This window comes from Litorilituus sediminis, from assembly GCF_004295665.1.
GTDB lineage: Bacteria > Pseudomonadota > Gammaproteobacteria > Enterobacterales > Alteromonadaceae > Colwellia > Colwellia sediminis.
The window spans coordinates 703,100-721,237 of sequence record NZ_CP034759.1 but is presented as its reverse complement, the minus strand read 5'-3'; the positions used below and the strand labels follow the sequence as shown (position 1 = coordinate 721,237).

At 40.0% G+C, this 18,138-nt stretch carries 14 protein-coding genes; 12 read left to right on the top strand and 2 right to left on the bottom strand.

All coding sequences use genetic code 11. The annotated features are described in order from the left end of the window. The first annotated feature begins 30 nt into the window (after nucleotides 1-30). Both EMK97_RS03265 and EMK97_RS03260 read left to right on the top strand, forming a co-directional pair. Nucleotides 31-249 carry a hypothetical protein gene (locus EMK97_RS03265; RefSeq protein ID WP_130599412.1) on the top strand — a complete coding sequence of 73 codons (219 nt, stop codon included), beginning with the start codon at nucleotides 31-33 and terminating at the stop codon, nucleotides 247-249. A gap of 71 nt (nucleotides 250-320) precedes the next feature. After that, nucleotides 321-2,471, top strand: a complete 2,151-nt coding sequence (locus EMK97_RS03260) for a bifunctional diguanylate cyclase/phosphodiesterase (RefSeq protein ID WP_130599410.1) — start codon at nucleotides 321-323, stop codon at nucleotides 2,469-2,471. On the opposite strand, the gene EMK97_RS03255 is transcribed toward EMK97_RS03260, so the two are convergent. Beyond that, nucleotides 2,468-2,914, bottom strand: a complete 447-nt coding sequence (locus EMK97_RS03255; protein ID WP_130599408.1) for a hypothetical protein — start codon at nucleotides 2,912-2,914, stop codon at nucleotides 2,468-2,470. The genes EMK97_RS03260 and EMK97_RS03255 overlap by 4 nt on opposite strands. 315 nt (nucleotides 2,915-3,229) lie before the next feature. On the opposite strand from EMK97_RS03255, the gene EMK97_RS03250 reads away from it, so the two are divergent. Then, nucleotides 3,230-3,895 carry a response regulator gene (locus EMK97_RS03250; RefSeq protein WP_130599406.1) on the top strand — a complete coding sequence of 222 codons (666 nt, stop codon included), beginning with the start codon at nucleotides 3,230-3,232 and terminating at the stop codon, nucleotides 3,893-3,895. A 34-nt stretch (nucleotides 3,896-3,929) separates the two neighbouring features. Here the strand turns inward: EMK97_RS03250 and EMK97_RS03245 are convergent, their stop codons facing one another. Next, nucleotides 3,930-7,439: a hybrid sensor histidine kinase/response regulator gene (locus EMK97_RS03245; RefSeq protein ID WP_130599404.1), complete on the bottom strand. Its 3,510-nt coding sequence runs from the start codon at nucleotides 7,437-7,439 to the stop codon at nucleotides 3,930-3,932. A gap of 281 nt (nucleotides 7,440-7,720) precedes the next feature. On the opposite strand from EMK97_RS03245, the gene EMK97_RS03240 reads away from it, so the two are divergent. The 9 genes from EMK97_RS03240 (at nucleotide 7,721) to EMK97_RS03200 (ending at nucleotide 18,085) form a co-directional block, all read left to right on the top strand. Further along, the gene (locus EMK97_RS03240; protein ID WP_130599402.1) at nucleotides 7,721-8,761 is read left to right on the top strand and encodes a DcaP family trimeric outer membrane transporter; all 1,041 of its coding nucleotides are present in this window, start codon (nucleotides 7,721-7,723) and stop codon (nucleotides 8,759-8,761) included. Between the two features lie 117 nt (nucleotides 8,762-8,878). Then, entirely contained in the window at nucleotides 8,879-9,682 is an 804-nt protein-coding gene (locus tag EMK97_RS03235; protein WP_130599400.1) for an ABC transporter ATP-binding protein, read from the top strand. Continuing rightward, on the top strand, nucleotides 9,682-11,661 hold the full coding sequence (locus EMK97_RS03230; RefSeq protein ID WP_130599398.1) for a long-chain fatty acid--CoA ligase: 1,980 nt from the start codon (nucleotides 9,682-9,684) through the stop codon (nucleotides 11,659-11,661). The genes EMK97_RS03235 and EMK97_RS03230 overlap by 1 nt, the downstream gene beginning before the upstream one ends. Beyond that, nucleotides 11,658-12,551: a branched-chain amino acid ABC transporter permease gene (locus EMK97_RS03225; protein WP_130599396.1), complete on the top strand. Its 894-nt coding sequence runs from the start codon at nucleotides 11,658-11,660 to the stop codon at nucleotides 12,549-12,551. Before EMK97_RS03230 ends, EMK97_RS03225 begins: the two co-directional genes overlap by 4 nt. 38 nt (nucleotides 12,552-12,589) lie before the next feature. Next, complete coding sequence (locus EMK97_RS03220; RefSeq protein WP_130599394.1) at nucleotides 12,590-13,663, top strand: branched-chain amino acid ABC transporter permease; 1,074 nt, start codon at nucleotides 12,590-12,592, stop codon at nucleotides 13,661-13,663. 419 nt (nucleotides 13,664-14,082) lie between these two features. Continuing rightward, nucleotides 14,083-15,342: an ABC transporter substrate-binding protein gene (locus EMK97_RS03215; protein ID WP_130599392.1), complete on the top strand. Its 1,260-nt coding sequence runs from the start codon at nucleotides 14,083-14,085 to the stop codon at nucleotides 15,340-15,342. Nucleotides 15,343-15,429: 87 nt separating this feature from the next. Beyond that, nucleotides 15,430-16,251, top strand: a complete 822-nt coding sequence (locus EMK97_RS03210) for an ABC transporter ATP-binding protein (protein WP_130599390.1) — start codon at nucleotides 15,430-15,432, stop codon at nucleotides 16,249-16,251. 36 nt (nucleotides 16,252-16,287) lie between these two features. Then, complete coding sequence (locus EMK97_RS03205; protein WP_130599388.1) at nucleotides 16,288-17,535, top strand: phenylacetate--CoA ligase family protein; 1,248 nt, start codon at nucleotides 16,288-16,290, stop codon at nucleotides 17,533-17,535. Nucleotides 17,536-17,581: 46 nt separating this feature from the next. Beyond that, on the top strand, nucleotides 17,582-18,085 hold the full coding sequence (locus tag EMK97_RS03200; RefSeq protein WP_130599386.1) for a PaaI family thioesterase: 504 nt from the start codon (nucleotides 17,582-17,584) through the stop codon (nucleotides 18,083-18,085). Nucleotides 18,086-18,138: the final 53 nt, after the last annotated feature.

Genomic DNA, 18,138 nt, shown 5'->3' with positions numbered 1-18,138 from the left:
TGTAAGTAGTTTTTTATATTGGATAAGACAATGGAAATAGATAAAACGCTTTATACTTTGATTATGTTAGCTTTTATTTTTGCTATCGGCGTAATCAGCTATAACTTAGGTAAACGAAAAACCACCACACCTAAAATCACAGCGTTAATGGGGGTCATGTTAGCGGCCATTCCACCTTTAGGCATTATTTATGTGGTGTTACTATTTTTTAGAAAAGACCTACCCGCAACGAGTGAGCAAGTTAAGTGATCAGTAATACTTGTGACTATATTTTCCAGATTAAATGACATGCATTGTATTGACCGTAATGAGGGAATATTGTGGTTGAAGAAAAAGTAAAGTCGATTATTGATTCATTATCTCATGCCGCAACGGATAATTTTGCTGATGTTATTTGTTTATCGCTAGCAAAAGCGACTCATGCCGATTATGTTTTTATTGCTGAGCTTGATGAGCAGTTAACTCGAGCTACTTCAATTTCACTCGCTGCCCATGGCGAAATTCAAGAAAACATTAGTTACCTGTTGGCTAACTCTCCCTGTGAGCATGTTGGTCAAGGTAGTGTATGTAGCTATAGCGAGAACTGCCAACAAGCTTTTCCTGAAGACCAACTGCTATTTGATATGAATATATCGGGCTATGTTGGTGTGCCACTTAGAAATGAAGCGGGTCAAACTACGGGAATATTGGTGGCCTTATTTGAACAAGCCATTTTCGCTGAGCAAGATGTACGCGCCTTATTTTTATTGTTTAGTGGCATGATCAAAAAAGAAATGGAGAAGCAGGCGCTTATTTCTGAGTTAAATATTCGTAACGAGATAATAGAAGAAAGCCAAGAAGCCATTATTGTTTGCGATAAAAATGTTGAAATTATTAGTGTTAATAAAGCATTTACTAAAATATCGGGCTACACCTTTAAAGAAGTGAAAGGGAAGAACCCTAAATTTTTAGGCTCAGGCTTAACCGATAAGCATTTCTATGGTGATATGTGGCAGGCCATTCACGAAACGGGAAGCTGGTCTGGCGAAATCTGGAATAAGAAAAAAACAGGAGAAATTTTCCCTGAATGGTTATCTATAAGCACCATATGTGATGAAAACAATGAGGTGTCTTATTATGTTGCCTTCTTTTTTGATATCAGCAAGCGCAAAGCGTCTGAAAGCAAAATTTATAAGCAAGCCAATTTTGATTTACTGACAGGTCTGGCAAATCGCTTTTTGTTTACAGAACAAGTTGCACTTGCTGTTAATAACGCGATTAGTGGTCATAAAAAATCAGCCATATTGCATATGGACTTAGATTTATTTAAAGAAATTAATGATGTCTACGGTCATGATTTTGGTGACCAATTATTAATACAAGCAGCCGAAAGGTTACAATCTTATATTAAAAGTACAGATTGTGTTGCGCGAATATCGGGCGATGGCTTTGCTATTTTACTGAATGATATCAGTAATGAGTACATAGTTAATGCGATTGTAAAACGTATTTTAGCTGCATTTAGTGGTGCTTTTATTATTGGTGACATTAGCATTCAATGCACTTTGAGTATTGGTATTACCGTGTTTCAAGAACATGAGCAAGTAAGTGATATCATGAAGCGTGCAGAAACGGCCATGTATCACGCTAAAGATAGTGGCAGAAATTCTTACTGTTACTTTTCTCAGAAAATGCAAGATACTGCGCTTAGAAAACTGCATTTGAAAAATCAGCTCAGTCATGCCATTGAAAATAGGCAGCTTAATGTGGTTTATCAGCCAATTATTAGTATTAAAGATAAACGAGTTAATAAATTTGAAGCCTTAGTGCGCTGGAATAACCAAGGAGAATGGGTTTCCCCAGAGGAGTTTATTCAAATTGCTGAAGAGTTCTCTTTAATCAAAGAGTTAGGACAACTAGTACTGTCACAGGCTTGTCTGGTGTTGAAACAGCTAAAGCAACAAGGCTTTAATGATGTCGTTTTTAATATTAACCGCTCCGTTTTTGAAATCCCACTGAATCAAAGTGAAAATAAGCAATGGCTCAATACCATTGAGCACTTCGGTTTACAACCGAGTGATATTTGCTTTGAATTAACAGAAAGTGCTTTAGCACCAGATAAGCGTAATAATGAAATACTCTTTAATTTGCTACGTGAATCTGGCTGTACTATTGCGCTAGATGATTTTGGCACAGGCTATTCTTCTTTAGCCTATGTTCGCCGTATACCTATTGATTATATTAAGATTGATCGCTCTTTTATTACCGATATGAGTACTAATGAAGACGACAATATTTTAGTGTCAACCATTATTGCTATGAGCAAAGCCTTAGGTAAAAAAGTGGTAGCAGAAGGGGTTGAAACTAAGGAACAGCTTGATTTATTAAGCGCATTGTCCTGTGATTATATTCAAGGTTACTTGTTTTCAAAACCCTTACCCGCAGAGCAGCTGGCAAATTATTTGAGCCAGTTTAATTTTGATGATTATTAGTGGCTGACATTCTTATTTTCTATAATGCTGCAATGGGTTTCGCCCATAGCGGCGTATAGCTCTAGCTCCGCACTTTCATTTGCTGATAACAGCTGTCCAGATAATACCATTGAAGCACAATTACCGTTGGCAAGAGTACGTTTAATATTTTGCAATACAGAGTTGCGAGCATCTGGACAATTATCTTTTAGGTGTACACACAAGATATTCATCTGACTAATGTCAACAAAACTGGCTAATTGCGCCATGGCTGCTTCATCAGAATTGACAAACATCACCCATTTACCTTGTTGTTGATATTGCTGACAAATTGCTGCGTATTCAGAGGCCAACTCAAGTTTATTACTAACATACTTGTGCTGTAACCAAGTTGAACCTTTGCTGGTGGTATTATAGTCGATAGATTCTAATGTATTGATATTATTATAATTTGAAAGAAACATGACAATTATCTCACTTAAGTTATATTGAATAAAGTCGCGTTGTTATTGCGGCTATCAAGTAATTAAATATATACTGTATGAATGTACAGTATATGCTTTATGGTGAATTATCAAGCAAAACTTGTAAATTTTTTATAATTTTTTTGTTCAATAAATTGTGTTTGTTCCCAAGCGTAGGAGGGGAATTTATATTGTCATAAATCATGAGTAGCGATATCTACCCTGATTTAAATAATTAAAGACTAGGTGTATTTTAATTGTCGTTCCTGTGGTAAGTTTTTATTAGATGTTTCATTTTTGTTAAAAAGTCGCGCCATGAATAAATCAATAAAGATCGTTATTGCTGATGATCATCCGCTGTTTCGCCAAGCATTATGCCTAACGTTAACTTCACATTTTGCTGATGTTTCTCTGTTGGAAGTTGATACCATTGCTGCGCTTGAACAAACGCTGGCTTCGGTACAGTATCATGAACTTGATTTATTATTGCTTGATTTAGATATTCCGGGCGCAGAAGGCTTTACCAGTTTGATTAATATCAGGCAGCAGTATCCAGAGCTTGGTGTCATTGTTATTTCTGGTTTTGAAGATGAACAAACTATCAATAAAGCTATGAGTTATGGCGCAGCTGGCTTTATCCCTAAATCGACTCCTGTCGCTGATATGGTAGTGGCAATAGAGTCAGTACTGGCGGGTAACTTGTGGACACCAACAGGGAGCTATAGCGCGCAACCAGAAACTATTCCGCAAGAGAGTAAGATAGCATCACTAACCCCTAAGCAGTATAAAATTCTCACCATGTTTGCTGATGGTTTGTTAAATAAGCAAATCGCCTATGAATTAGGCTTGTCAGAGTCAACAATTAAAAGTCACGCCAGCACAATATTTTTAAAGTTGGGGGTACGAAATAGAACCCAAGCGGTTATTTTGCTGAGTGAATTACAGCTTAATGCTGCGCCTTTTAGTCAAGCAAATAAGTAATCTGAGGTTCAGTAACCTGAGCTTAAATAACCGATTATTTATAATTACTTGAATAATTTTGCGCTAGTTTTTTCGTCATTAAGGCACTCATCAGTGAGCGAAGGGCTAAAGGTTTTATAATTTTTCTTAGATAACCAATATCCGCTTGTTTTGCTTCAATAATGACAGCTTCATCTGTTGTCGCGGTAATTAATATAGCTGGTAACGGATAGTTGCTAAACTGGCGTAGCGCTTTAATTAAACCTATACCATTATTTTCTTGATTTGTTGTTGTGCTTGGCTTTGCTGAGTTATCTTCTAGTTGGTAATCTACCAGCAGTATATCAATGTGATCTTCATATTTTGCATAGCGAGCCTTGGCTTCACTGATAGAGCTTGCGGTATACACTTTACATTGCCAAGCAGATAATAATTGTTGCATTCCCGTTAAAATATCAGGCTCATTGTCAACACATAACACGCCAACTCCTTGTAACGTTAAGTGTGTATTGCTTGCTGATGTTGTCTCTTGGTATTGCTTTTGGCAAATGGGTACGCGAATGCTAAAGGTGCTGCCATAATTTTCTTGAGAGCTTAGTGTGATGGTGTGTTTTAACAGTGTGGCCAAACTCTTAGCTATATTGAGACCAAGTCCTAGCCCTTTATGACCAATTGTAGCGCCAGTATTTAGTTGGGTGAATTGTTCAAATACCGTTTGCTGCTTTTCTTTTGGTATGCCTGGGCCATTATCCAGTACTTGTATGGCGACAAAGTCACCTTGTCGTCTACAGCCAAGTAAAACCCGACCTTTTGCTGCATACCTAAAGGCATTAGATAAAAAGTTTTGAATGATGCGCAATAATAAGCTGGCATCGGTTTTGATATATAAATCTCTGGATTTACAGCGAAATTCAACCTGATATTCTTCCGTGAGCGCACTAAATTCTGTCTTTAATAAAGAGAAGAGCTGTTTAACGGAAACGGGGGCAATACTTGGCACTATATTGCCACTTTCAATGCGCGCAATTTCATTTAAATCAAGTAGTAGATTATTGGCAATTTCTAAGGAGGTATCAATTTGCTTGATATGTTCGCGCTCTTGAGCGGGTATTTTGGGGTTTAAGGTGATAGCAGAGGCAAATAATCGCGCTGCGGATAATGGTTGTAGTAAATCATGGCTACAGGCTTTTAAATACTGACTTTTCTTTAAGTGTGCTTGTTCTGCTTTTTTCCTTGCTTCGGCGAGTTCTTTATTGGCAAGCGCTAGCTCTTTGTTGGCCTGTTCTAACTGGCTTGTTCTCGCTTGAACGCGAGATTCTAAATCAATATTTTCATCTTTAAGAACCTGCTCTGTTTGTTTGTAAGTGGTGATATCAGAAAAAATCATCACAAAACCACCGCCGGGAATTGGGTTGCCTTCAATATGTATGGTGCGGCCATTTTTTAGTTTTCTTTCTGAGCTATGGCGAGAGCCTTGCTTGATAAACTGAATACGTTTTTCAACTTGTTGATCTATATCTGGCACATAGTAGGCTTGCTGACTTAGGTTAAAGCGAATAAGCTGGCTAATTGGGCAGCCAATGTAAATATAGTTTTCCGGGTAATTAAAAATATCTAAATATTGTTTGTTCCAGGCAACCAGTTTGAGATCGCCATCAATCACTGAAATGCCTTCGCTGGCATTTTCAATGGCACTTTGTAATACGCTACGACTAAACTCTAACTGTTGAGTTGAATTATCCTCAACTAGTTTAGCCACTTGATCAAATGCCATCTCTCTGCCGCCTAGGGCAAAAGAAATAACCAGTTTAGCTGAGGCTGAGCCAATAACACTCGCTAAGGTGTCTTCTGCTTGAAAGATCAGCGCTTCATTGAAGTCTTTTTCTGTTGAGCGGTGACGGTTTGACTCTTGCTGTTGTTGATAAAACCCTTGGAAAAAGTCGTTGGTTTTGTCACTGCCAATAAAGCGCGTTAATAGAAACTCAAGCTCTTGGATATCGACTTTAGGCTGCCTTGGTAAGCTTGATTGTGTTTTTTTGCGTGCTTTATAGAAAAACTTACTTTGCATTTGTTCGCGTATGGTTTGCTTGCTAAAAAGTGACACCGTAAATAGCATGATGATGTTACATAACAGTCCTAATAAGGTGATCACCGTAGTCGCAGGTAATGAGGATTGTGCAAGCGGGTGTTGATAAAGGCCAAGTTGTGGTATCAGGTTAAAGAGCGCCCAAACGGAAAAACCAGAAATAATGCCTGTCATCACGCCTTTAAGTGTTGCTCTGCGCCAAAAAAAGGCAACAAAGAGGGCAGGACCAATTTGTGCAATGGCACCAAAAGCAACTTCGCCTAGTGATGACAGCGTATCTGGTGGCGAAAGTAATAACATGCCATAACTTAAAAATACCACCAATAAAACCAGTACCTTTCTTATTAGCAGCAGCTGAGCCTGAAAATGATGAAAGTCGTGATCTTTTTGCCGAGCAAACTTAAACATGAGAGGGAAAACAATTTCATTACTGAGCATAGTGCTTAAAGCGATAGTTGAAACTATCACCATAGAGCTTGCTGCTGAAATAGCGCCTAAGAAGGCAAACAAAGATAACCACATTTGGCCATCAAATGCGGGTAAAAAAAGTACATAGGCATCAGGTGAGAGGGAATTACCATAATTGAGGTTGCCAGCTAAACCTAACGGGGCGGCAAAAAAAGCGAAGACTAACACGTATAGCGGAAATAGGCTTCTTGCTAAGTTGCTGGTTTTCTTTTCTTTTATTTCGACAAACATCACTTGAAATTGACGTGGTAAGCAAAGAAAAGCTGACATAACAATAATGAGCATACCAATTAAAGCAACTAAGTTATTAAATTCAAACTGCTCAGCTATTGAAATGTGATCTTTGGCTTGCTGCCAAATATCCACGGGAGAGTCGTAAATAAAAAAACAAACGAAGATTCCGACAAAAATAAAGGCGATGAGCTTAACAAGTGACTCAAAAGCAATCGCTATCATAACGCCAGGATGTCTTTCGGTGACATCTATGGTTCGAATACCAAAGATCATGGTAAAGCCGGCAAGCAATATACTGACGATAAAGCCGAGTAACCATACAGGCATTATTTGGTTTTCTTGCAGTATGTTAAATGAATAAACAATCGCTTTTAGCTGCAAGGCAATATAGGGCATGGTGCCTATTAAGGCTACCACAGTGACCAGTACTGCTAAGCGCTGTGATTTACCAAATCGAGAAGATAATAGGTCGGCAATTGAGGTTATCTTGAGCGCTAAACTGGTTTTGATTATGCGTTGAATAAAAGGCCAAGCAAAAACAAACAGCAAAATAGGCGCGAGATAAACTGAAATATAACTAAATGAGTTGTTAGCAGCCTGTGCTGTGGTGCCAAGAAAACCCCAAGAAGTACAGTAAACACCTAAAGACAAAGCATAAATTATTGCGTGCTGATGCGCTTTTAATTTATGGCGGTGTTTGCCTCCTAAATGAGCAATAACAAACAATAAACTTATATAGCCGATACTTACACTGATCAATATCCAATTTGAAAACATCTACATCTCTAATAACTGTTTTAGCTCTTGCCATGACTTGCTAAGAAGTGAGCAACCTCATACCGCTAACTTATCACACCTTTGTCATCTTTTTTTCTGCAATTACTACGACTTAAGTACTAGTCCTTAAGTGCTCGTTCGTTAGGACTAGGCGCGAGGTGCTAAGTCTTATTGCCGATTGTGGCTTTTCAACGCTTCTTTATGATGGATTTGAATACAGAGGTAAACCACTAAGTTGATAAATAAAGCCAAACTAGAAAAATAACTAAGGGAAATGAGCAATGGTTACATCAAAAACTAAAAAATTATTACTAGCATCCTCTATTGTTGTCGCCTCAGCTGCTGCACAGGCAGGCTATGAAATAAAGCTTTCAGATGAAGATAAAATTTCATTTGGTGGTTACATCAAAGTCGATGCCCGTTATGTAGACGGCAAGGTGGCTTATCGCGATTTTTGGATAGGTACAGGTACGCCATTGGAGCAAAGCGCTTCACAGTTTCGTATTTTTGCTAACGAAACTCGCTTTAATACTAAATATGTACATGGTGATGTAACGGGTTTTATCGAGTTAGATTTTTGGGGCGGTGGCGGTAATGAAGTTATCTCTAATTCTGCTAATCCGCGTATTCGTCATGCTTTTATCAAGTATAAAGATGTCTTGGCGGGGCAAACTTGGTCAACCTTTATGAACACCAGTGCTATTCCTGAGTCAGCAGACTTTGCTGGCGCAACACCCGGTTTAGTTTTCATTCGTCAAGGGCAAGTGCGTTATACCCTGGGCAATTTTCAGGTATCGCTTGAAAACCCTGAAACCTGGGGCGGCGATCCGGCTAACGATGATCTGCCTGATGTTGTCGCTCGTTATAACTTAAAAGGTGATTGGGGCAGTGTTTCCTTTTCCGCGTTAGGTCGTCAGTTAAATACCGCACTAGGTAATACAGAGACCGCAATAGGTGCCTCAATTGCTGGTCGTATTAAAACCTTTGGTAAAGATGATTTTAGATTCCAGCTACACCAAGGTGAGCTAGGGCGCTATATCGGTGTTATGGTTGCTAAAGATGTTGTCGGTGAAAAAGTAGAAGATATGACCGCTTACTTAGCCGCTTATCGCCACTTCTGGACAGAAACCTTAAGAACAACGGTACTTTATGGTAAAGCAAAAGCTGATGTATCGGGCGCTGATAGAAGACAGTGGAGTGTGAATCTATTTCAAAACCTAACCAAACAACTTGCTGTTGGTGTGGAAGTGGGGAATTTTGAAATGGCTGATATGAATGTCGACTCAAACTATGCGCAATTATCAATGAAGTATGTTTTATAGCAAGTGCTTTACTCGCTAGCGCAACGTTCCCATTTTAGTTGCGTGTTCGGAGGGGGATTTCCCCCTCCATTTTTTAACTTATCTCACTGTTTATTTTTTCACTGTAGGAGACTGAGTATGGCTGAGTCAATACTCAAAGTAGAGCATATTTCCCTGGCCTTTGGCGGCGTAAAGGCACTAACTGATGTGAGCTTTTCGGTAGAACGCGGCTCTATATTTTCTATCATCGGGCCCAATGGTGCTGGCAAAACCTCAATGCTTAACTGTATATCAGGACGCTATCGCCCCAATGCCGGCACTATTACTTTCAATAAACAAGACGTTACTAAGCTCAGACCCAATGATAGAGCAGATTTGGGTATGGGGCGTACTTTCCAAAACTTAGCCTTGTTTGGCCATATGACGGTGCTCGATAACATCATGGTTGGTCGACATCACTTACTTAAAAATAACTGGATCACCGGGCCGCTTTATTGGGCGACAAAAGCGCAAAAAGAAGAGTTGGCGCATAGACGCTACGTGGAAGAGGTCATTGACTTTCTAGAAATTTCTCATATTCGAAAGTCTGTTGCAGGTACTTTGTCTTATGGTTTACGTAAGCGTGTTGAATTAGCGCGAGCTATGGCATTAAAACCTGATCTTATCTTATTAGATGAGCCTATGGCGGGCATGAACCTAGAAGAAAAAGAGGATATGGCTCGATACATTTTAGATTTAAATGAGGAGTTCGGCATTACCGTGGTCATGATTGAACATGATATGGGGGTGGTAATGGATATTTCTCATCAGGTGATGGTATTAGATTTTGGTAAAAAACTAATTTGTGGCTTACCTGATGAAGTAATGGCTGACCCTCATGTAAAACGAGCCTACCTAGGCATTGAAGAAGATGCTGATAGTGATATTTTGGAGGCAAGCTAATGACAACAATTCAAACGGTAACATCACCTGATTTTGAAATGGGTGATTTAGATACTTTTCCAAAAATCTTGCGTCATAACGCAAAGCATTGGCCAAACGATGTCGCTATGCGTGAAAAGGAGTTCGGCATTTGGAATGAGTTTACTTGGTTAGCATATCAAAACCGAGTTAAGTGGCTATCGCTGGCATTAAGAAAACGTGGTGTTAAATCAGGTGATGCCATTGCTCTTTTAGGGGATAACCGTCCAGAGTGGGTTTGGGGAGAATTAGCTGCGCATGCGATAAGTTGCTACTCCATAGGGATTTTTCAAGACTCGTTGCATGAAGAAGTGGTTTATTTACTGAATAAAAGTAATGCCACTGTGGTTATTGCCGAAGATGAAGAGCAATGTGACAAGCTACTTGAGTTAGGCGATGAAATTCCTGACGTTAAGCTTATTGTCTATTGTGATGCGCGCGGCATGCGCAAGTATGATGATAAACGTCTGGTATTTGTTGAGGATTTATACGAGCAAGGCCAGCAAGTTGATGAAAGTTCGCCACAGCTATATGACAGTTTAGTGGATGCAACCAATGCCGAAGATACCGCAATTTATTGCACTACTTCAGGAACCACCTCAAAGCCTAAAATCGCGTTCTTAGCAGGCGGTAATTTTGTTAAGCATTGCAGTTCTTATTTAAGGGCCGATCCAAGACAAGCTGGCGATAACTATGTTTCTGTTTTGCCACTGCCTTGGATTATGGAGCAAGTCTATGCCGTAGGCCAAGCACTGATTGCCAGACAAATTGTTAACTTTGTTGAAGAGCAGGAAACCTTAATGGCCGACTTACGTGAAATAGGGCCAAGCTTTGTTTTATTAGCACCGCGTGTTTGGGAGGGCATTCTTGCTGATGTCAAAGCTAGAATGATGGACTCAACGCCACTTAAGCAAAAGTTATTTGATTTTGCCTATGGCTTAGCGGAAAAAAAGCAGGCTCAGGGAAAACGCTCGAAATTGGCAGATTTACTGTTAATGAACGCCTTAAAGGATAGATTAGGCTTTAGCTTTTTAAAATCAGCCGCTACAGGTGGCGCTGCTATGGGGCCTGACACCTTTCGTTTTTTCCAAACCATAGGTGTACCGCTTAGACAGTTGTATGGGCAAACTGAACTTTGTGGCGCCTATACAGTGCACCAAGCTGATGATGTTGACTATGACAGTGTCGGTGTTGCCTTTGATACTGCCCAAGTAAAAGTTATCAATGCCGATAAGGAAGGGGTAGGTGAAGTTATTGCCAAAACCGTGGGTATGTTCACTGGCTATTTAGACAACCAAGCTGCTTATGAAGAAGATGTTATTGATGGTTGGATGCATACCGGGGATGCCGGCTATTTTAAGCCTTCAGGACACCTGGTAATTATTGATCGTATTAAGGACTTGGCAAAAACTAGCCATGGGGTCCAGTACTCACCGCAGTATATAGAAAACAAACTTAAATTTTCTTCCTTTATTGGTGAGGCGGTTATTCTTGGCAAAGATAAACCGTATTTAAGCGCCATTATTTGTATTCGTTTCTCTATTGTTGCTAAGTGGGCTGAGCAGCTTGGCTATGCCTTTACAAATTACACTAACCTTTCCACGCTACCTCAGGTTTATCAAAAACTGACTGAAGAAATTCAAAAAGTAAATGACACCTTACCTGATGCACAAAAGATAAATAAATTTACATTACTTTATAAAGAGTTAGATGCTGATGATGGCGAGTTAACTCGAACGCGTAAAGTACGCAGAACCGTTATTGCAGATAAATATGGTGACATTATTGATGCTATTTATGCCGATAAGCCGCAGGTAGATATCGATACTGTCATTACCTTCCAAGATGGCAGCAAATCACGTATTCAAACACAGCTAAATATTGAAACCTTGATCGAGAGTACAGCAACAGCGCAAGGCAATTTAGCGTTAGAAAATACCAATCAGAGGAAAGCATCATGAATTTTGAATTACTAATCCAGTTAGTGGTGAATGGCCTGATTGTTGGCTTGTTATATGGCGTGATAGGTATGTGTTTTGTACTTGTCTATAAATCAACGCAAATTGTTAATTTTGCTCAAGGTGAATTTTTATTGGTTGGTGCCTGGGTTTGTTGGGCAGCGCTTATTTACTTAGAGTTGCCGTTCTTTTTAGGCTTTATCTTGTCCTTGTGTTTTATGGCTGCCTTTGGCGTATTGCTACAAATGATAGTCCTTAGACCTATGATAGGTGAGCCGATTATTTCTGTGATTATGGTCACTATAGGTTTGTCGATGTTTTTCCAAGCGCTGATGAAATGGATATTTGGTGTTTCGCCGCAGAGCTATCCACAAGTGTTTGATACACAGTCAATAAATATATTTGGTTTAAATATCGAAATGGCCTATTTGATGAGCACAATTATCGCCATCATGATAATGGTCGCCTTCTATTTATTCTTTAAACATTCCAAACATGGCTTAGCTATGCGCGCTACCGCTTTTGATCAGCAAGTAGCCCAAAGTTTGGGAATTTCTGTAAAACAAGTTTTTGCCATGAGTTGGGGGATTGCTGCAACTGTATCAGCCACCGCGGGTGTGGTGATCGGTATGGTTAATGGTGTTTCTGATTCGCTGTCAATTATGGGTATTAAGGTATTTCCGGCGGTTATTTTAGGGGGCTTAGACTCCATCGTTGGGGCCATTGTCGGCGGCGTCACTATCGGCATTTTAGAAAACCTAGCTGAATTTGTTGATAGCCAATATTTACAAGTGGGCAATATGTACGATATTGCGCCGTTTTATGTCTTGCTCATTATCTTATGGTTTAAGCCCTATGGTTTATTTGGCACCAAAGATATTGAACGAATTTAAATCGCACTGAGCAGAAAAAGAATAACGAGGAGTTAATTATGTCGAGTTTAACTATGCGTCCGTGCGGAGACTTTCGTACCAGCTATAAGCAAGATAACACTATTTTTGAAACCAAAACTATTCGTTTAGTTACGCTATTGACCATAGCGGCACTATGTTTCGCCCCTTTATTAGTTGATAGCTATTTTATTACGCTATTAATACAAATTTCTTATTTAGGCATCGCCGCGCTGGGTTTAAATATTCTTGTCGGATATACCGGGCAGATATCACTAGGTCATGGCGCCTTCTTTGGTTTTGGCGCGTTTGCTTCTGCTTGGTTAAATACCAGCTTTAGTATCCCGGTATTTCTTTGTATACCGCTTGCAGGTTTCTTAACTATGGGGGTCGGCATGATGTTTGGTATGCCGGCAGCCAGAATTAAGGGCTTGTATTTAGCCATAGCGACATTAGCGGCACAATTTATTATTGAAGACTTTTTTGCCAGAGCAGAGTGGTTTTCTGGAGGCTCTGCAGGTTCTATGGCTGAGCCATTAAACCTATTTGGTTTTGTTTTTGATACCGACCAAAGTTTTTATTACGTCGCCTTATTTGCCTTAGTGTTTATGTACATTTGGGGGTGCAATTTAATGCGTAGCCGCGATGGTCGGGCATTTGTTGCCGTGCGTGATCATTATCTTTCAGCAGAAATCATGGGGGTTAAGTTAAATAAATACCGTTTGCTCTCTTTTGGTGTCTCTTCATTTTATGCCGGTATTGGCGGCGCTTTATATGCGCATTACTTAGGTTATGTGTCAGCTGAAGGCTTCACTATTTTTATGTCTGTTCAGTTCTTGGCAATGATTATTATTGGCGGTTTAGGCTCAATTAAAGGCACTTTAATGGGGGTTATCTTTATGGTGTTTTTACCTGAAGCACTCGAAGGCGGTGTTGGCTTAATGAAAATGACAGACTGGGGCAATATTCCTATGGTTGTTGATGGTCTGGCCTATATCAAAGAGATGGCGATTGGACTGGTGATTATTGGCTTTTTAATCTTTGAGCCTGAGGGGTTAGCGCATCGTTGGAATCAAATTAAAAACTATTGGAAATTCTATCCATTTGCCTATTAGTTGTTATGGCAAAGGGGGAATCGTTGGCTGATAACGCAATGGGGAAGTCGGCAGTATCAGCAAATTTAGTAAAGCAATACCAATTGAATTAACTATTTAATCATTCAGCGAGAGTTAAAAGGCTTATAGGCAAGGCATTGGTTGCAGAGAATGGTCATCCCCTTGTCAAAAGCAATAACACAGCATATAAGCCTTTTAAACTCGCCCTTGGGAGCTTGTCAGGAAGATGATAATTTCACAAATATCTTTGCTGGAGAATGACTACAGCGGCATAAATTTGCTTTATTCTCACCCCCCTGACATAGCTCTGAATTGGTCAAATAATTATTTCACTTGGTATAGGTAACGATAAAAAAAGCAATTGGCATGGGTAGGTTACTACCAATAAAGCCAAACATTTACTTGAAGGAAGACGAATAATGAAAATAGCGAATAAATCAAAATTATTACTCACCACGATTGCAACAAGCAGCGTATTAACCTTAAGTGCTGGCGCAACTGCTAAGGAGAGTGTTTTTGTTGGTCACTTAGCGGATATGTCTGGGCCAACGGCATTTGTCGGTAAAGTGTACGCTGATGGTGTACGAGACTCTTTAGCTTACATTAATGCCAATGGTGGTATTGATGGCATTAAATTGGAGTTTGAAACCATAGATTATGCCTACAAGGTTCCGCAAGCGATTGCCGCTTATAAAAAGTGGAAGTCTCGTAAAAAGATGGTGGTCATGCAAGGTTGGGGAACCGCAGATACAGAAGCCTTAATATCATTTGTTGCTAGAGATAAAACCCCCGTATTTTCAGCATCTTATTCAGGTCATTTAACCGATCCTACCGGTAAAAATCCCCATACTAAAAAGCCAGCGCCGTATAACTTTTTCTATGGTGCTTCATACTCTGATGCTTGTCGTGGTTTAGTACAGTGGGCAGCCAAAGATTGGCAAGATAAAGGTAATAAAGGCAAGCCTAAGTTTACTCATATTGGCGCAAATCATCCATTCCCTAATGCGCCAAAAGCAGCTTGTGCTGAATATGCCAAGGAGCTTGGCTTTGAGGTGATGCCACCTGTGGTAATTTCAATGAAGCCAGGTGACTTTAAAGCGCAATGCTTAAGTATAAAAAGCTCAGGCTCTAATTATGGCTACATAGGTAATTTAGGTGGTTCGGTTTTATCTTTGGTGAAGTCGTGTAACACCGTAGGTACCGATATTCAATTTATGTCAAATATTTGGGGCGGCGATCAAAAGGTATTTGAAGCCGCGGGTGAAGGTATCAAAAATTATATCTTTCCAACCATGACACCCTTTTGGACTGATGATGTCCCTGGCATGAAGCTAGTGCGAGAAATTTCAAAAATGTCTGATAGCACAGGAGAGCAAGCAAGATTACATCACTATATGCGTGGTGTCTGCTCCACTTACTTTATGAAAGAAGCGATGGAGTGGGCAAAAGATAATGGCGGCATTACTGGTGAGAATGTGAAAAAAGGTATGTATGTGAAGAAAAACTGGGTACCTAAAGGGCTTGAAGGTGTTTGTTTAGCAGCTAACTGGGATCATGAAGATCACCGAGGCATTAATCAGGTGAATATTTATCAAGGTAACTATAACGGTGGTGATGTGCAAATTGAGCAGGTTTCACAAGTGACCTTAGAGCGTCGTGATGACTGGTTAGGCTATTAAGAAAAACAGAGGCTGGTTATTGCCAGCCTCAATCGCCTTACATTGAGTCACTAAGCACAATAGTTAAAAGCAAATAATGGAGTAAATATGTCACAAGCGGCAATGAAGATCCAAACAGCAAGCCCATTGTTATCAGTTAATAATATTGAAGTTGTTTATGATGAAGTTATCCAAGTCCTTCGGGGTGTTTCTTTAGACGTTCCTGAAGGTGATGTGGTGACCTTGCTAGGGCCAAATGGCGCTGGTAAATCGACCACGTTAAAAGCCATATCAGGGCTGTTGAAAACAGAAGATGGCGAAGTTACCCGAGGTGATATCTCATTTATGGGGGAGCGAATAGATAAGAAAAATGCTGAAGATGTCGTGCGAAGCGGTATTTTTCAAGTGATGGAAGGTAGGCGCATAGTCGAGGACATGACCTCAATTGAGAATTTAAAACTGGGCGCATATACCCGAAATGACGCACAAATTAACCAAGATATTGACATGGTTTTTCACTATTTTCCTCGATTAAAAGAACGTACTGGCTTAGCGGGTTATTTATCGGGGGGCGAGCAACAAATGCTTGCTATTGGCAGAGCCTTAATGGCAAGACCTAAAATGATTTGTCTTGATGAGCCGTCAATGGGCTTATCTCCCTTATTGGTGAAAGAAGTATTTGGCATTATTGAAAAAATCAATAAAGAGCAGGGTATAACCATGCTATTGGTTGAACAAAATGCTAACTACGCATTAAAAGCGGCTAATTATGGCTACATTATGGAGTCTGGCAAAATCGTCTTAGATGGTACGCAAGAGCAACTACTAAGCAATGAAGATGTAAAAGAATTCTATTTAGGTGGCGGTAATGAAGAGCGTAAAAGCTTTAAGAACCTTAAATCCTATAAACGCAGAAAGCGTTGGTTATAACGTATTGAATGAAAACTTATTTTTGAGAATCACACTATGAATAATGGTTTTATCGAGCAGGCGTATCAAGACCCTGAGATGCGTGAGCAGCAATTATTAGCGCGTTTGCCGGCCTTTTTACAGTATGCAAAGCAGGAATCTAGCTATTATCGCGAGCTACTTGCTGCAATTGACTGCGCTGATGTTAATACTAGGGAGCAATTGGCCTTATTGCCTATTACACGAAAGTCAGCGTTAAAAGACCTGCAAGCAAAACAACCACCCTTGGCTGGGCTTGATGCAGCAAAAGGCAAGCTAAGCCGACTTTTTCAATCACCTGGGCCCATCAATGAGCCAGAGCACTGTATTGATGATTGGTGGCGTATGGGGCAAGCTTTTCAGGCTGCAGGCTTTGAGCCGGGCGATATAGTACAAAATTGTTTGTCTTATCATTTAACGCCAGGTGGCTTTATACTTGATTCTGGCGCACGGGCATGTGGCTGTACTGTTATACCTGCAGGTCCCGGGCAAACGCAGCAACAATTAGAGGTGATAGCACAAATACAACCACAAGGTTATTGTGGTACCCCGTCATTTTTAAAAATCTTACTAGATAAAGCAAAAGCAACTCAACAAGATTGTAGCAGTATTCGAAAAGCTTTGCTAACAGGGGAAGCATTACCTGAGTCATTGCGTGAAGAGTTTTTAGCGCAAGGTATTAGTGCTTTACAAGCTTATGCAAGCGCTGATATCGGCCTGATTGCTTACGAGACACTAGCTTCACAAGGATTTGTTATTGCAGAAGAAATTATAGTGGAAATAGTTAGGCCAGGTAGCTCGCAGCCGGTAAAAGCAGGTGAAGTTGGTGAGGTGGTTGTGACAAGTTTTAATGTAGATTATCCCTTGATTCGCTTTGCTACCGGCGATTTATCTGCTTTGTTACTAGAGCCAAGTCCTTGTGGTAGAACAAACCAGCGTCTTAAAGGTTGGCTAGGTAGAGCTGATCAAAGCACCAAAGTTAAAGGCATGTTTGTGCATCCAGAGCAAATTGAAAAAATAAGAACAGCATTCACGCTAGTGGAAAAAATGCGCTTGATAGTTAGCCAAAGCAATCACAATGATGTGATGTCGTTACATTGTGAGTTAGATTTAAGCGCGCTTAATGATGAGCAACAAACGGATTTGTCTAGCAAGATTACCGACTATTTACAGCAGGTTACCAAGTTAAATGGTCAAGTGAAACTTTATAATATCGGCAGCTTAGCAAATGATGGTAAAGTGATTGAAGACATACGTAATAACTAAACTCTAAACACTAAGAACATCACATAAAAAATTAAGGTAAATCACTATGAGACAAACTGCTTTTCAAGATGCTTACCCTGATGATCTTAGTCATTGTTATGGTTGCGGAAAAAATAATGAACACGGTCATCAACTGAAAAGCTATTGGGCCAATGATAGCCAAGATGCTGAGGTAAGTGATTTAAGTGCTACAACCTGTGCCAAATTTACCCCAGCGCAATATCACACGGCATTGCCAGGCTTTGTTTATGGTGGCTTACTTGCCTCACTAATTGATTGTCATGGCACAGCCAGTGCCTCGGCAATAGCGACTCGTCAAGCTAGGCGCGTTATGACGAGTACACCTGCATTGCGCTTTGTCACGGCGGCACTTAAGGTAAATTATTTAGCACCTACCCCCATTGGCGTAGAATTAGCTATAACGGGCAGTTTTATTGAAGTAAAGCCAAAGAAGGTCGTGGTAAAAGTGACGATTTTTGCTAATGATACTCAATGTGCTGAAGGTGAGGTAATTGCAGTCTTGATGCCTGAAACTATGTCAGGCAGTTAAAGACTTAGCTAACCTAAAGTTAGTGAGCTTGAGCTTAGTGAAATAAATTATAG